This window comes from Prevotella sp. FD3004, from assembly GCF_000746155.1.
GTDB lineage: Bacteria > Bacteroidota > Bacteroidia > Bacteroidales > Bacteroidaceae > Prevotella.
On sequence record NZ_JQKR01000012.1, the window covers coordinates 156,784 to 173,380 of the forward strand.

The following is a 16,597-nucleotide window of genomic DNA, read 5'->3' on the forward strand; positions in this document are numbered from 1 at the left end:
AATCTGCCGCAAAGGTAGGCAGATTTCTTTTTAGAGGCTTTAACGTATGTTTCACTTCATTTCATTTTTGTTTCAACCTTGTTTTTTGGCTACTTTTTGCTCCATATACTCTGTTGGCGAGACTCCAAACTGTTTACGGAAGACCGTAGAGAAATGCGCCAAATTACTGAATCCTACAGAATAAGCAACCTGCGTAACATTGATTTTCTGTTCTTCTAACAGACGTACTGCCTGTTCCAAACGGATGTTACGTATAAACTCGCTGACTGGCAGACCTGTCATCTCCTTCATCTTACGATGCAGCTGAGCCCGACTGATACCCACCTCCTTCGTCAGCACTTCAACATTGAAATCGCTGTCATCCAAATGTTCGTTTACAACTTTCATGATTCGCTCCATCAGAGCCTCATCATTTCCCTTCACCTGTTTCTCCTCGACCTTGTCTTTCTGCTGTTGGGTACCAGAATACTTGCCTTTCAAGCGTAAGTTCTTACTTATCAGATTATTGATAATCACATGTAGCTCATCCATATCAAAAGGCTTTGCAAGGAAAGCGTCGGCCCCTTTCTCAAGACCTTCCAAACGATTGGCCACATCCGATTTTGAAGTCAGCATCACCACTGGGATATGTCCAATATTCATGTTCGATTTAATCATTCTCAGCAATGTAAAGCCATCCATTTCCGGCATCATCACATCAGACACCACAAGGTCGAACTGCTTATCCTGATCTACTGCCAGCAAAGTCCGAAGCGCCTTTCTTCCACTAGTTACAGCAGTAATATGATAAAAAGCTCCTAATTCTTGCGAGATGTACTCGCCAATCTCAACGTCATCATCAACAACTAATACATGATAATTTGACTGCGATTTTGGCTTTGCCTGTCGCTCTTTTTCCTCGGCTACAAGCAATTCATCTTTTGTCAGGTGACTGTTTCCTAACGGCAAACGTACGGTAAACACACTACCCTGTTCGTTCTCACGATTTGCAGCCTCAATAGTTCCATGATGCATCTCAACCATCATCTTACAGAGGTTCAAGCCGATTCCAGTACCTTCAATATGCAACGAGCGTGAACTACTACCCTGATAGAAACGGTCAAAAATTTTATGTACATCACCCTTGATTCCCATACCATTATCAAGGACTTGCAACTCCGCCGTCTGACCTGGGCCTTCGGCTACACGCACCTCTATTTCGCCTCCATCATAGGTATACTTGAAGGCGTTGGAAAGCAGGTTGTCAATCACCTTATCTATTGAGGTGCGATCGAACCAAACCTTCAACTGGTCTATTGCCGGTACGTATCTGAAACCCATGCCTCTTTCTTTTGCAGTATATTCATATGACTTCAGGATATTACCAACATACTGTACCATATCGGTTTCCTGACATTGCAACTTCATCTGCTGTTTGTCTATCTTACGAATATCAAGTATCTGGTTTACCAGATTCTGAACACGCTGGGCATTGTGCTCAATCGTCTTCAGTTCCGATTTCAAATCACCATCTAATTCGCGCTTCAACAGTTTATGTAACGGACTCATGATAAGTGTTAACGGCGAACGGATATCATGGGTTGCATTTATCAGGAATTTCATCTTCTCCTCGTCAAGTTCCTGCTTACGTCTGCGAATATACGCCCAAATAAGTACGCCAACCACAAGAAGAGTTGCTAATATATATATAAGGTACGCCCACGATGAACGGTACCATGGCGCACGCACAATGATGCGATACACCTGCGAATCTGTATAAGCACCGTTATCATAAGCTCTAACCTCCAATACATAAGAACCTGGCTGCAGATGTGTAAAAGAGATACTATTACTGCCTGCCGCTGTCTGCGTCCACTCCTTAGAACCGTTTAAACGATATTCATAAACAACATTTTCTGTATTCGAGTAGTTTAATAATGAAAACTCCATTGTAAAGAAGTTGTCGAGATATGACAATTGAAAACGGTTGCTTTGCTCCAAAGCCGTCGTAATCACATACTCGTCATCAGATAAAGTCTTGCAGTTAACTGGAATTCCACCTAAAAGCAGCCCTGTCAAATGAACAGAATTCTGCCTGTCTTGTCTATTTCTCAAAGTCGCAGGTTGGAACAAGGTAATTCCATCACTAATTCCGAAACAAATGGTACCATCAGCTTTCTTAATAGCAATATCAGACACGTATTCACGTGTTATCAACCCGTTGCCATAGACATGTGCAATAAATCTGTTTTTATTGGCCTGATACTGCCATATACCCATAGAAGAACTACACCACAAATCACCAAAGTCATCCTGCATAATGCCACAAATAACCTTACCTGCCAGAACCTCTGCTCCAGGATAAGGTACAAAGTTCCCTCTTTTGCTGTCATAAAGAAAAAGTCCCGTATCTGTGCCAGCCAAAATCCGATGAGTCGCATCTTCATAAAGCGCAGTTACACCCTTACCCTCCAACTGCACCTCCCAGCCATAGGGTCTAAAGAAATCATTCTCAGGATCATAGCAACACAGATTTGAGGAAGTGCCTAACCATAGTTTTCCATTGCTGTCTACCATCATCGACATAACCCAGTTATTATGCAACCGCCCCTTTTCTTTGTTTGTTTGCTGCATGTTATAGTTTCTCAGCTCTTTTGTCTTCTGGTCATAAGAACAGAAGCCTTTCGAATAGGTTGAGAAATAAAGAAGCCCCTTGCCATCGTCTGCCATTACGTTAATGTAGTCGCTATCAAAATCCACCTCTTTCTTATAAGCGCCTGTCTGTGGGTTATAGGAATAGAGCCCCTTGCCCGTACCAATCCAGTAGTTGCCTTGTTTGTCACGATAGATTGAATATGTGTCGGACGGAGAAGCCGGATGAGCTACAACCTTTCCATTAGCATCAAGGCCATAGATACCATTGTTCTGCACCGCACACCACGTCATACCATTATCACCTTGACACACGGAGGTTACAGAGCCGCCAATACTGACATTCTGTGCAGAGAATTCCCAAGTAGTGAACTGAGGGTCATGCTGAGGCAGCAACAGCAGTCCACGTTTCAAGCAGCCCACCCAGAGGTTATCCTGGTTATCTTCAAACAAAGCCCATACATTTGAGGTGTTCAGGTCAAAGGATCCGCTAGTGTATTCATAACGTTGAAGTTGACGGGAACCGCGTGGTATCCAACAAAGTCCCTGCCCGAGAGTCCCTATAAACAGGTTACCAGCCTTGTCGAGGAATGCACTACGTAACTGTACATTCTCACTGCCCAAAATGCTGATATCAAAGAAATCGCACTGCAACTTTCCATTTCGATAAAAAGCCAAACCTTTTTTACACACCATCAAAACTCCTCCTTCATAACTGATAAAATCAGTCACCGTTCCAACGGGCGATTCAAAAGTCCGGATGGTATGACGCCTATCATTCTGTCTGATTGTGACTATTGGAGCAGAACCTGCCTTCCAGAAATTTCCCTTTTCATCGATCATGATATGACTGAAATAGTCTTTATCGTCAGCCTTGGAATAGTTGTTTACTGCCACAACCTCGAGTGTCCTGATATTCACCCGAAACAGGCCGTATCCCGCCGTTCCAATTAACAGATGCGAGTCATTTTCTTGTATAATGTCATTCACACGAGCCGATGCAATCTCAGGGAATTGGACTCTCTCAAATTCGTCGTTTGCACTATTATACCTGCAAAGTCCAGTACCACAACCGACCCACATAGAGCCCATGTTGTCAACAAAGAGCACTACGATATTATTACTGTTGACTGAGGCGGGGTTATTTTTATCATGCAGATAGTTTGTAAAACGATAGCCATCGTATTTGTTCAGGCCATATTCTGTGGCTATCCATATATAACCCGTCTTGTCCTGACAGATGTCTGTAATCTGGTTACTCGACAGTTTATCAGATGTATAGAAATGCTGTGTCTGACTTGATACGGTCAGATTAAAAATGAAACACAAAGATAATAAGACAAATTTCCTCATTGTTTTGGTTTTTAAGTTGGTGCAAAGGTAAGCATAATCCCTGAAACAGCCAACAAACTTACATAGAAATCTGTTTTTCTATATGTCTCAATAGTTTATAAATAATATATACCCTCTGGGCCCATATTCATCAAAAGGTCCAAAATTGAGAGATTTGGAAGGAATCCGTATTTTTCCTTATATACTTGATAATAAGGCTTTAGCAGAAAGTCTGAATCTGATACGGGATGTTTCGGACGGATTGTCTCACGATAATCTTTCTCTGAAACATCCGGCATATACATCTCTGTAAGAGACACTACAGGCTGTATATCGATTAGCTCACATATTTTCTGACGGATAGCCTCATTGAAATCGAGCAGAAACGTCCAACGCTGTTCGAAAAACGGACGAATATCATCTTGATAATACTCAAAAAAAGGTGATTCTCCATAGGCACTCTTCAAGGCATTCCAATGCAGATGTCGCCAATTACCATGATCACTGATGCGAATATCCTTTATCAGCAAACTGTCCCCATGTTCCACTGGCACTGTAAGTGTCTGAACACCATTGGTCGTAGCAATGAGACAACGGTTGCGGTAAGTCTGTTTTGAGAAATTCTCCCATTGTTCTATTTGCACAGATTTGGCCCGATGTAGTTTCTGATACCACTGCACCGGGCCAAAATATGTTGTACTTAGCAGAATGTTCTCCACCTTAGATAACTTACTTGATATTATCCACAATCCGTCCCAGCCTACTCCAGCGTATACCACTAAAGCCATGACGATCCGGATCGCTCGACCACCAGATGAAGATAGGTTTACCCACGATATGATCCTCAGGTACAAATCCCCAGTAACGTGAGTCGGCTGAGTTGTGACGATTATCACCCATCATCCAATAATAATCCATCTTAAAGGTATACTCCTTCGCTTCTTTACCATTAATGAAAATCTTACCGTCTTTAATCTGTAAGTCATTATTTTCATAAACCTTGATAGGACGTTCATAGATGGCGATATTATCAAGATTAAGCGTGATAGATTCACCCTTCTTCGGAATCCAAACTGGTCCATAATTGTCTCTTGTCCAGTGTTTATTTCCGTTTAGCGGATATATTTCTAAATCGTTTACCTCTGTATTCAGTTCAACACTCTCTACAATATCCTTTCTTGCCTTCAGCACTTCCAAAGCCCGTTTCGTCAAAGGAAGATATCCCGCGGTGTTCAGGCTCGTCAAATCTTCCATCGAAATGCCGAGATCTTCCATCATATCATCAGGGATAGCCTGCTTCAGTTTCAGACGATAGGTATACTGCACATTCTCTGGCTCTTTATTAGCCTTACCATCGAGATAGATGATATGGTTCTTTATCTGCAACGTTTGTCCTGGTAAACCAACACAGCGTTTTACATAGTTCTCTCGCCGATCCGTCGGACGGGTGATGATTTCGCCATATTCAGCAGCATTCTGACGAATCACATCACGACCTGCTGCATAGATGGCATCAAAGTACTTCACACGCATATCTGCCGACAATGAGTCGGGATCAGGGCGGTTAGGATAGAGCTGATAACCTATGCCATAACACATCTGATAGTAGTCGTAGGCCTGATATTGTGGCGCTGCGCACAGGGTGTCGCCTGCAGGAAAGTTGAAAACAACGATATCATTCAGTTCAACCTTACCCAGACCTTTTACACGTCGATAGTCCCAATGAGGCCACTCGATATAGCTCTTGCACTCTACCACAGGCAGGGTATGCTGAGTGAGCGGCATCGTTAACGGGGTTTGTGGAATACGGGGACCATAGCTAACCTTTGAGACGAACAAATAGTCGCCCGTCAGCAGCGACTTCTCCAATGAGCTCGATGGAATCACATAGTTCTGGAAGAAGAACTGGTTGATGAAGTAGACAGCCACCAAGGCAAACACCAGTGCATCTATCCACGACATGACAAACTTAACCGGCTTCTCGGCCTCTTTCCACCACTGCCACTTAATCTTCTTGGTGATATATACATCAAAGATGAAAGGCACTACGAGCAGCCCCCACCAACTCTTAACCCAATAAAGGAAGAGCAGATAGAGCACCAGCACAACGATGAACTTCGCCCACTGCACCTTCGGATTGAATTCTTGCTTCTTTACCATTTTATCAAAATTACATTCACATCGGTTTGACGCAACGATATTTAAGGAAGTTGCATCTTTTCCAGACTTTAACCTATGTTTTAGAACTTAAACATATCAGAAATTGTCAGCAGACCCTGATGATCCTTTGTGTACTCGGCAGCCAGCACGGCTCCGAGGGCAAAGCCCTTACGGCTGTGAGCATCGTGGGTGATTGTAATCAGATCGGCATCAGAATCGTAACGAACGGTATGGATGCCAGGCACCTCACCACGGCGGATATGGTCTACACGCAGCAGTTTCTTATCCGTAGTATCTTCTGCCCACGCCTCTTTACGGTCAATATTCTCTACGATTTCATCGGCCAGCGTAATGGCTGTGCCGCTGGGGTGGTCGAGCTTGTGCACGTGGTGCGTCTCCTCCATCTCTACATCGTATTGTGGAAACTGATTCATGATTTTAGCAAGATAACGGTTTACGGCTGAGAATATGGCCACACCTATCGAGAAGTTCGAAGCCCAAAAAAGTGTCTTACCCTCAGCACACGCCTTGCGAACTTCATCGCCATGATCTTTCATCCAACCCGTTGAACCGCTGACAACCTTCACACCAGCCTTCCAAGCTTTCAGATAGTTACCATAGGCCGCCTGTGGAGCCGTAAACTCGATGGCAACATCAGCCGAAGCAAAAGCAGGCGAATCAAAGTCCTGCTGATTATCGATATCGATAATACTCACAATCTCATGACCACGGCTCAAGGCAATCTGCTCTATCATCTTGCCCATCTTTCCGTAGCCGATTAAAGCTATTTTCATAATTAATTCGAATTAAAACGCTGCAAAGATACTTATTATAATTGAGAAACGAGAATCGGAAATTGAGAATTATAATATTTTTACAATAACAGATGATACATACCGCCCGCCAAGGGTTTCACAACACCCTTCATCTCCAACTGAAAAAGCAGGGCTGTCAACTGTCCGATGCTGAAGCCCGTCTTCACGCCAAGTATGTTCAGCTGTAAGTCGTTGGTTTTCTGGAGCAAATTCACAATCTGCTGTTCTTCAAACGACAATTCCGGGAAGAGATTTCTTTCGATTCCGTCGATAAAAGCCTGTTTCCTTCGAACATCATCCTGCCAACCCATGGCTTTTACAAAATCCTCTGCATTTGATATGAGGCCAGCCCCATTGTCACGTATCAGATTGTTACAACCTTTGGAGAATTCTGCCCCGACATTACCAGGGAATGCAAAAACGCTGCGATCATAGCTTTGGGCGATCTCACAAGTTATCAGGCCACCACCCTTTTCTGCACTCTCAACCAGAATCGTACAATCTGACATACCAGCCACGATTCGGTTTCTACGCACAAAGTTGGGCTTGTCGGCATTGGTCTGCGTCATAAACTCTGTGAGCAGTCCGCCTTGATTCAACATCTGGGCTGCTATCTCACGATGGTGATACGGATATATCCTATCCAATCCATGAGCCAGTACTCCTACTGTCTCATAACCATTGGCAAGTGCCTCACGATGAGCGTTCACATCTACGCCATAAGCCAAACCGCTGACTATCAGTACCTCAGGGCAGTATTGATGCAAATCGCTGATAAAACGACGTATCAGATCCTGTCCGTAAGAAGTGATGTGGCGAGTACCAACAATACTGACGACTTTTGCCTGATTAAGTTCACTATTACCTTTATAATATAATACCAATGGCGCATCAGGGCACTCTCTGAGTCGTTGGGGATAGTCATCATCATTTAGCGAAATTCCCTTGACACCATGCTCCTGCATGAACTGCGACTCAGCCTCAGCCCGTTTCATCGCATTGCTCCAGTCTTTCAGAGCCTCAACAAGACGTGGTGAGCATTCACCGATTAATTCGTCAATATGGGAGCGGTTCTCAAACAGTTGTCGTGCTCCTCCCGCAGCCTTATACAGTTCGAGAGCCTGCTGGTAGTTAAAGTTGGTCAGGCGCGTCAGCGCCATCACATAGAATAGTTCTTGTTCCATTATTATTTCTTCCTAAGATATTCATAGCCAAATCGACATCGGAGACAGTCCCTCTTATCGCAATATTCTTTCTTCAGTTGGATAAGTGCTTGCGAGTCACCAGCTGTCTGTACAACTAACCCCACCTGCTGCCACATTCTGATAATATAGTTGTTCTCAGCTCTCAACTGCTCCAGATAATCAAAGGCCCTGTCGCAAAGCGCGTCCTTTTGCTTGTGACGCCCATAAGCAAACAGCATAGGTATAGCCGTGTTGATCATCAGCAGGTTCAATGATCCATAAGCCAGATGTTTCTCATTCCTGCTACTGGTAGAACCAAAGGTATAATGCGTCTCCCAATAAGGCGTTACTTGCGATGAAAACAGGGCTTTCAACTCTTCTATGGTCTCACACTCCACAAGTTGGCTGAGTCCAGCCTTCTGCTGGTAATAAAGGTTGGCCAATTGCGAAATGCGAATATGGGGAAAGTTCTGTGGACGAAGCCTCAGAAATCGCCAGAGTTTATAATCCATCGGTTTCATCGAGAATTTGTGGGCCAGGTAGAGGTATTCATTGCGCAGTTTAGCGAAATAGCCCTCGTTCAGCGCATCCTTCTGATAATACTCCGGTATGGTGTCAAGTTCCAGCAGTCCAGCTTGTCCCATGAAGATAGCCTCTATCTGAAAGAGGTTGTCGCGATGATGAGCAACAGCATCCAAAGGCAGGTTTTGCGCCCAACATTCAAAGGCATCATTATTAATACCAAACCCATAGTTACGAGCCAACGTCATAAAGTAAGCATTCTCCCACGAGCCATTACACAGTTCCACCCGTTTGCGTATGGCCTCTGTCTTCTGTTCCAGCCGTTCCGTCTGCAGGGAAGCCATCCAGGAATGAACAGTCAGCCTTTCCAAATCAGGTATAACCTTATAACAAGGGGGATAGCTGTCTGTCCTCTGCAATTCATCGTAGTGTTCCCTCACCTTATCAGGCACGTCGAGCTGCATCTGACGGATAAATTCCCCATTGGTATTCATCACTTCAGCGTCAAGAGCCTCTGCCACATGCAGTATCACGTTGTTATAGCTGGAGTCCTTATCATGACCATGCAGATACCAGTCGCTCGACTTGTCGTGTATCTCCACGTTACCCACCCAAAGAGTATCTCCTATCCTGACTTTCGCGTTAAAGAAATCTGGCCCGGAATTGCGATTATGCAGCCCAGGGTCAAGCACCTCAACGGTCTGACCATCGCTGGTCAGTAATTCATGCAACGGAAACAATTTATGCTTCCACACATAATGAAGTAGTTGCTCCATAGTGTCAGTTCTTATGTTAGTAAAGTTTATGGATTGCAAAGATAGTACAAAATCCCGAATCTGCCAAACATTGGTATATCAAAATTCATAATAATCGTTAAATCCGCCAGGCATGCTGCAGGATTTCCATGTGTTTCAAGTTCTAATTATATAGCAAACATCTAATTATAAATAAAAGAAATGAGACAGCTAACATTCTCAGCCGCAATACTGTTGGCAATGTGTTTCTTAACAGCCTGCGACAAAAACAGTGATGTCATATGGGACATTAGTCCGATAGAATTCACCATCTTCATGACAGACAGCGAAGGACACGACTTACTCGACTCCACCTATCAGGGCAATCTGATAAAAGACATTTATGTTACCTATCAAGGTGAGGACTATTCTTTGATGACAGAGCAGGAGTATTTGGAGAACATGTACGAAAAGGCTGGTACAAGAGCCTATATGCCTCATTTCTATGGACTCATGCTTAGACAATATTGGAACCCCATAACCAGTTCACACGATTGCTATAAAATGGTTTTCGGCGAATTTGACGGCACAGACAATATTGACAGACGCGAGATCATACTTCATCTGCCTGAAAATCACCATGTTAGACTGGCATACAGCAACAATTTCAAATGGAAATCTAATGGCGAACCGAAAATCAAGCGTCATTTCTATTTGGACGACAAAGAACTAGAAGGTGGCTATTTTTATCTCCGCTATTCCAAAACTGGCGGTTGTGAATACATCACAAATGGAACAAAATAATAATACTACAAACATGAAACAACTATATTATCTTTTAGCAACAGCCATTTTTGCCTGTCTGTCGCTCTCATGCTCCGACAACAACGACGATATCGAAGCAGAGTCTTCATCAAACCTCTATGCTGTCATCAAACCCGAAGGGGCACAGCTGATTGACATCATTTCGGAGGACTATGTGCTGACCCTCGACAACATTGTTGCCGTGAATCCGGAAACTGGCGAATTTAAAATCAAGGACTCGAAGCGTATTGACGAGAAAGCCTTCCCAATACCAACGCAGTATGTCATCATGTTCTATTCAGGAAACAGTTTTCTTTTCGAAGCCAAACTCAACAGCGCCATATCCAGTGCCCTGTCAACAGGTCTGAATTTCTGCCATCTCTTCACAGACGCAAGCGGAATGGCAAGATATGACCTTGAGCCAATCAGTCTTATCAATGGAAAGGTCTCAAAAGGGAATTCTACAGATCAGCAGAAAAAGGGCATACAGCGCATGTATGACATTCTGCGAAAGGCAAGAAAAATAGATTATCACATCGATTACGACATTAATTACTAAAAGTCCAGACGGAGTAAAGTGGGAGTTTACTCGGAGTAAAGTCTGGATTTGCTCCGTCTAAACTCCCACTTTATTTTTCTTTTATTTCTTCAGATTCAGGCGTAAACCAAGTTGCAGGTTGAAACTTGTCGGCTTGTCTTTAAAGAAGGTGCTGACATTACTTCCGTTGTTGAAATAGTACTTTACGCCAGGCTCCGCATAAATGCCCAATTGCGGAATCACATCATACTCAACACCAGCTGCTCCATGAACAGAGAACTGCCAGCGATCGCGATAGGCAGGATAATCTACGCCTTGCTGCTCCATGTGAGCCCTCAGGTTATAGTCGGCTTGTCCGCCTGCAGACGCATAGACACTCAGTCGCTTATAATTCCACAACTGATACTGCACACTCAATGGAACGCCCAGATAATATAATGTCTGCTCTTTTAAAAGGGGAAATCCTCCAATAATGCTGGTAAAGTCTGAATGCAGACGGGTATAAACCAAACCAGTGGTAAACGAAAGCCGCGACGTGACAGGAATGTTAGTTGTCAAGCCAAACGAAACGGGCTGATAGTGCTTCTGGCGTTCCTTATAATCCACAAGATAGATAATTTCATTATCAGAACGCGTTCCATGGGGGGCAAGCAAATGGCCATAATAGTTATAACTGCTTGCCATCGACGGACTCATGACGACCCCATTAGTACTCATCTGACTACCCCCACCTCCTTGGGCGTATAGATTAAAACTCATACGGCTTCGCTTATTCTTCTTCGTAGTCTGTGCCAGATTCTCGTAGAACTGGTTAAGCGGTTCCTGTTCCTGATAGCTGGTCATAGCCCTTTGAGGCTCTTCAACAGGAGGTTCCGATGAAATGGGCGTTTTTACTTCCTGATTTAACACTTCTGGTGCCTTTTCTGGTGAATTCGAGTGAATTATATCCGCTTGTAACAACATCTTCTGCGCTATAAATGCATTCGGATGGATTTCATATACCTTCTCGTGCATTATTCCTGTTTCAGAAGCACGTTTTGGCGTATTCACCGTTATTTTCTCTGCCATTTGGGCGTTCTGCTCATGGCTAATCTCCCACATCAGGAAACCATTACAGGTCATCACCCCAATAATGGCTGCTGCAACAGCGATACGCTTGGTCCACAAAGACAGAAGACGGACAGGGCGCTTTGTGGCTTCAGCCTCAACCCGATTCACGGTGCCCTCTTTCTGAAGATGCGCCTCGATATCAGCCCACAAACCTGCTGGGACTGGCTTTTCGCGGTCTGCCAGCTTGCCGCGTAGCTTGTTCGTCCAATCCGCTTCTGGATTTTGTCTGCCTACCTGTGGTTTTTCTTGCTTCATATTGCTTGTGAATATCTGTATTTTCTAATCATTTCTGCTAATAACTTCTTTGCGTGAAAGAACTGTGAGGCCGAGGAAGACTCCTTGATACCCAGTCGTTTGGCTATATCCTTGTGAGAGAGTTGTTCGAAGACATACAAGTTGAGCACCGTTCTGTATCCGACGGGTAATTGTCCTATCATCGCATCAAGTATATCTGGCGGCACGTCGTCAACATCTGGCACATCATCGTCTACGACTTCCTTAGGCATATCTGATATTGTTATGTTTCTCTCATGTTCCTTAATCCAGTCAATGGCATGATTGACTACGATTCTTGCCACCCAGGCCTTCAGCGTTCCCTCGCCACGAAAATCAAACTGACGAACGTTGGTCAGAATGCTTACAAAACTGTCTTGCAAAACATCTCTGACTGCGTCATAATCAGGAATATACCTCAGCGCTATTGCCGTAGTATATCCTGAAAAGCGGTCATACAGGCGTCGCATCGCCTGACTTTCACCACTTACTATCGCATTGAGCAGTTGCTGTTCCGTCTCCACCTTACGTTCTTATTTCTTTCTGCCCGTAGTCTGGAATGACATGAGTATCGGGGAAGAACCCCCACGCAATGTTCTTGTCTCAGAAGTCTTCATATTTGTAATGGAAAGGCTATCTAATGGCATCACTCCAGACCATACATCTTTATCCATATCGTATATCAAAGCTGTCTGCTTAATTGCAGACTGTCCTGTATTTGTCCACATCTTACATTGGTAATACACATTATCCAATATAAATGCTGCGCTTGGATCTAATGAGGTATTTGAAAAATAAACGTTTTTGGTTGACAATCCGACAAACGCCAAATCCATCTGCCATGACGACCAATGATTGTATCTGAGATTTTCTTCTTTAAAGTCCTCAGGATTACGACCACTGTAAAGAATCTTCATGAAATATTCCATCGGAAAATGGGAAATAACTGGTAAAGAGAAATTATCCTGATTTGAAAATGTTGCCGTGTCTACCGGATTATTATCTATTGTCCATGCAACTCCAAAAGAACCTCTAGACATTGTCGCAATTTCCTTTAGAAGTTTATCGTTATCCTCATATATGGCGGAAGCAATATCATCAGTATCACTTTTGCTACATGACATTACCAAAGGAATGACACCTACCATAAACAAAAACAGTCTCTTCATATCCTAAATTTTGAATATATGTTTATTGTTATAACTGAGTATAGGATTAAACCTTGCATGAAAACCGCCCTTTTTAAGATTGTTTAACTATGAGAAGAAAAGCACCACCCTTGTCGGATGGTACTATATTTATTTCGTTTGAGCGGCTTTGGTGATGAGGTTTAAGAGTTCTGAGCGGCGATGATCGGGGTCGAAGCTAAGGCTGCTCTTGATAAGGCGACAGGCCATGTCGTAAGTGGCATCACCTTTGTAAGGCGAATTGCGCAAGATCATGCCGTAGGCGGCCACGCCGCTGGCGAAGTTCAGATTGGCTGAGGCCGGTTTTGCGGACTCCTCGACAGCGACTTTGAGCTGCATGGGTACACTCTCGTCGCTCAGACTGCGCTTATATCGGACATCGAAGGTACAAAACGTGCTTTTGGGATTATTCTTAAATTCATCCGTAGGTACTATCTCATAGAGGGCGGTAATAGTCTGGCCAGCCCCAATCTCACCCGCGTCCTTGGCATCGTTGTCGAAATCCTCATTATTCATCACGCGGTTCTCATAACCTATCAGACGATACTTGCTGACGAGCTTGGAATCGAATGTGAGCTGACATTTAGTATCATTAGCCACACTGACAAAGCGCTCACGCTCCGTTACGAAGACTTTCATCATCTCATCTTCGCAATCTATATAATGGTAAGCGCCATTGCCTAAGTTGCTGATACGCTCCATCATGGCGTCGTTGAGGTTGCCCATTCCAAAACCAAGACAGGTCATATAGATGCCCTGCTTGGCATACTTCTCAACGATGCCTGCTAACATCTCAATATTGGTGACACCCACGTTGAAGTCGCCATCAGTGCCTAGGACAATGCGGTTATTACGCTTTGCATCATAGTTTTTCAAAGCCTCTTCATAGGCCATCTTCAAAGCGTCGCCACCATTGGTACAACCTTCAGCCTGAAGTTTGCTGATGGCAGACTTGATCTTGGCAGCTTCACGGGCTGGCGTAGATTCAAGCAACTTCTTTACCTCACCAGAATAGGTGATGATAGAGATGCGATCGTCAGGATTCAGCTTGTAGACGAGTTCTATGAGTCCAGACTTCAGCAGTTTGAGTTTGTCGTCAGTATACATGGAGCCAGAGACATCGACAAGAAATACGAAGTTGGCCTTAGGCACCTCGCTCTTAGCAAGACTCTTACCCTTAATGCCCAAGCGTAATAACTTATGACCTGCATTCCAAGGGCAGTCGCCCACCTCGGCATTGATGGCTATCGACTCACTGCCTATAGGGTTAGGATAATCAAAGGTGAAATAGTTCAGAAACTCCTCGATGCGTACGCTCTGCGGATCGATGGTGTAACCAGAAGAAAGATAACGCCGCATAACGGCATAAGAGGCACCATCGGCATCAACAGAAAAGGTGGAAACATGCTGCTCTGCAACTGATACAAAAGGATTGTCGGAAAACTCGTCGAACTTGTCTCCTCGAGGTTTGCACTGCTCAAATGCATCCTTGTTATAGTCAGCATAGAAACTGCCAACCGTATCATCAACGTTAGTCGTATCACATCCTACAGCCAGCAGACTCATAGCTATCAGGCCCAACCTTGCAAATGTCTTATTCATTATCATCTTCGTTTTAAATGATTTCATATATCCTTATAACTGTATTTGGCTTCAGACACTGCATGAGAAAGCAATGATTTAAACTTATTTAGCAATAAATAATCTGCAAGTTTGACTATTTACTCGTACCTTTGCCACCGAATATGAAGATAGGTAATGTAGAATTTGGAGACAGACCTGTGTTTCTGGCACCTATGGAGGACGTGACAGACATCGGATTCCGACTGCTATGCAAGCGGTTTGGAGCAGCGATGGTGTATACGGAATTTGTAAGTGCCGAGGCGCTGATACGCGACGTAAAGTCTACGATTCAGAAACTCACTATCAGCGACACAGAGCGCCCTGTCGGCATACAGATCTACGGACGCGACGTGGAGGCGATGGTTGAGGCTGCCAAAATTGTAGAACAGGCTGGGCCTGACGTAATAGATTTAAATTTTGGTTGTCCAGTAAAGAAAGTGGCTGGCAAAGGTGCTGGCGCAGGTATGCTTCAGAATATTCCTAAGATGCTGGAGATCACCCAGAAGGTGGTAGAATCCGTAAAACTGCCCGTAACGGTGAAAACCCGACTGGGCTGGAATCACGAGCAACTAGTTATCACCACGCTGGCAGAACAGTTGCAGGATTGCGGCATTAAGGCATTAACCATCCACGGACGCACTCGCAGCCAGATGTATACTGGTGAGGCTGACTGGACTCTGATAGGCGAAGTGAAACGCAACCCACGCATACATATTCCTATTATAGGCAATGGCGACATCCATTCACTCGACGAGGCCGACAAAGCCTTCGACACCTACGGCGTGGATGCGGTGATGATAGGCCGCGCCACATTCGGATGTCCTTGGATATTCAGTCGTAAGCAACTAACCTTCGATCAGAAACTCGATCTACTGGAAGAACTGCTTCGTATCAATGTAGAGCGCATCGATGAAAAGCGCGGCATTCTGCACACGCGTCGACATCTGGCAGCTACACCGATATTCAAAGGTATACCCGACTTCCGACAAACACGTATTGCCATGCTCAGAGCAGAGACGATGAACGACTTGCTTGGCATACTTGAAGAAACAAGAATGAGATTAAATCAACAATATTAATCCTTATTAAATGATTTCGAAATGAAAAAAGTAACTTTGAAAGTGGCTACATGCCTCGTTGCAGGTGGACTCCTGCTTAACTCGTGTATCGGCTCTTACAGCCTGTTTAACAAGTATGCTCAGTGGGAGCTCCGTATGACTGACAATAAATACCTGAATGCCATCATCGGTTTTGTGCTTGATATTGTATGTGTTCCTGTAACCCTGATGGTTGACTCGCTGGTACTGAATACCATCGAATTCTGGAGCGGCGAGAACCCCATAGCTTCAAATGTTGGTAAGACCCAACAGGTCGTTGGTAAAGACGGCAGAATGTACACCGTAAAGAACCTGAAAAACGGTTATGAGGTAACAGACTCTGAGGGTGCCGTAACCTTGTTTACTCACAATAAGAAAGAAAATAGCTGGTCGATGACTCAGAACGGCGTGACTCAGGAGATTTTCCGTTTCAACCCCGATGGCAAGAGCATCAGCACCATCATTAACGGAGAGCAGAAAGACTTCTCACTTAACGAGCAGGGTGTCTTCGAGGCGCAGATGAGTGCTGGCGATGGGCTATTCTTTGCTGCACGATAAAAAGAAAATCCCTGCCAAATACAGGGATT

Annotated in this window: 14 protein-coding genes; 4 read left to right on the forward strand and 10 right to left on the reverse strand. The window is 44.3% G+C overall.

Features of this window, described 5'->3' with window-relative positions; genetic code table 11:
* Positions 1 to 72 precede the first annotated feature (72 nt).
* The 6 genes from T325_RS04145 to T325_RS04170 form a co-directional block, all read right to left on the reverse strand.
* Positions 73 to 3,984: a two-component regulator propeller domain-containing protein gene (locus T325_RS04145; protein ID WP_036910671.1), complete on the reverse strand. Its 3,912-nt coding sequence runs from the start codon at positions 3,982 to 3,984 to the stop codon at positions 73 to 75.
* Positions 3,985 to 4,079: 95 nt separating this feature from the next.
* Positions 4,080 to 4,682: a WbqC family protein gene (locus T325_RS04150; protein WP_036910673.1), complete on the reverse strand. Its 603-nt coding sequence runs from the start codon at positions 4,680 to 4,682 to the stop codon at positions 4,080 to 4,082.
* A 10-nt stretch (positions 4,683 to 4,692) separates the two neighbouring features.
* Positions 4,693 to 6,123, reverse strand: a complete 1,431-nt coding sequence (gene lepB / locus T325_RS04155; RefSeq protein WP_036910675.1) for a signal peptidase I — start codon at positions 6,121 to 6,123, stop codon at positions 4,693 to 4,695.
* 80 nt (positions 6,124 to 6,203) lie between these two features.
* A complete protein-coding gene (dapB, locus tag T325_RS04160) occupies positions 6,204 to 6,917 on the reverse strand; it encodes a 4-hydroxy-tetrahydrodipicolinate reductase (RefSeq protein WP_036910677.1) in 714 nt (237 codons plus the stop codon).
* Positions 6,918 to 6,997: 80 nt separating this feature from the next.
* The gene (gene dprA / locus T325_RS04165) at positions 6,998 to 8,122 is read right to left on the reverse strand and encodes a DNA-processing protein DprA (RefSeq protein WP_036910679.1); all 1,125 of its coding nucleotides are present in this window, start codon (positions 8,120 to 8,122) and stop codon (positions 6,998 to 7,000) included.
* 2 nt (positions 8,123 to 8,124) lie between these two features.
* On the reverse strand, positions 8,125 to 9,420 hold the full coding sequence (locus T325_RS04170; RefSeq protein WP_036910681.1) for a DUF2851 family protein: 1,296 nt from the start codon (positions 9,418 to 9,420) through the stop codon (positions 8,125 to 8,127).
* A gap of 180 nt (positions 9,421 to 9,600) precedes the next feature.
* Between T325_RS04170 and T325_RS04175 the strand changes: the two genes are divergently transcribed.
* Positions 9,601 to 10,182 (forward strand): hypothetical protein, encoded by a 582-nt coding sequence (locus tag T325_RS04175; RefSeq protein WP_156097632.1) that lies wholly within the window; start codon positions 9,601 to 9,603, stop codon positions 10,180 to 10,182.
* Between the two features lie 13 nt (positions 10,183 to 10,195).
* Entirely contained in the window at positions 10,196 to 10,741 is a 546-nt protein-coding gene (locus tag T325_RS04180) for a hypothetical protein (RefSeq protein ID WP_143058311.1), read from the forward strand.
* A gap of 81 nt (positions 10,742 to 10,822) precedes the next feature.
* Here the strand turns inward: T325_RS04180 and T325_RS04185 are convergent, their stop codons facing one another.
* The 4 genes from T325_RS04185 to T325_RS04200 form a co-directional block, all read right to left on the reverse strand.
* Positions 10,823 to 12,085, reverse strand: a complete 1,263-nt coding sequence (locus tag T325_RS04185) for a porin family protein (protein ID WP_036910687.1) — start codon at positions 12,083 to 12,085, stop codon at positions 10,823 to 10,825.
* Positions 12,082 to 12,627 (reverse strand): RNA polymerase sigma factor, encoded by a 546-nt coding sequence (locus T325_RS04190; protein WP_036910689.1) that lies wholly within the window; start codon positions 12,625 to 12,627, stop codon positions 12,082 to 12,084. Before T325_RS04190 ends, T325_RS04185 begins: the two co-directional genes overlap by 4 nt.
* A 9-nt stretch (positions 12,628 to 12,636) precedes the next feature.
* The gene (locus T325_RS04195) at positions 12,637 to 13,272 is read right to left on the reverse strand and encodes a hypothetical protein (protein ID WP_036910691.1); all 636 of its coding nucleotides are present in this window, start codon (positions 13,270 to 13,272) and stop codon (positions 12,637 to 12,639) included.
* 129 nt (positions 13,273 to 13,401) lie between these two features.
* Positions 13,402 to 14,892, reverse strand: coding sequence for a vWA domain-containing protein (locus tag T325_RS04200; protein WP_036910693.1), 1,491 nt, complete (start codon positions 14,890 to 14,892; stop codon positions 13,402 to 13,404).
* 143 nt (positions 14,893 to 15,035) lie between these two features.
* On the opposite strand from T325_RS04200, the gene dusB reads away from it, so the two are divergent.
* Both dusB and T325_RS04210 read left to right on the forward strand, forming a co-directional pair.
* Positions 15,036 to 15,992, forward strand: coding sequence for a tRNA dihydrouridine synthase DusB (dusB, locus tag T325_RS04205; protein ID WP_036910695.1), 957 nt, complete (start codon positions 15,036 to 15,038; stop codon positions 15,990 to 15,992).
* Between the two features lie 21 nt (positions 15,993 to 16,013).
* Positions 16,014 to 16,568, forward strand: a complete 555-nt coding sequence (locus T325_RS04210) for a DUF3332 domain-containing protein (protein WP_036910697.1) — start codon at positions 16,014 to 16,016, stop codon at positions 16,566 to 16,568.
* Positions 16,569 to 16,597: the final 29 nt, after the last annotated feature.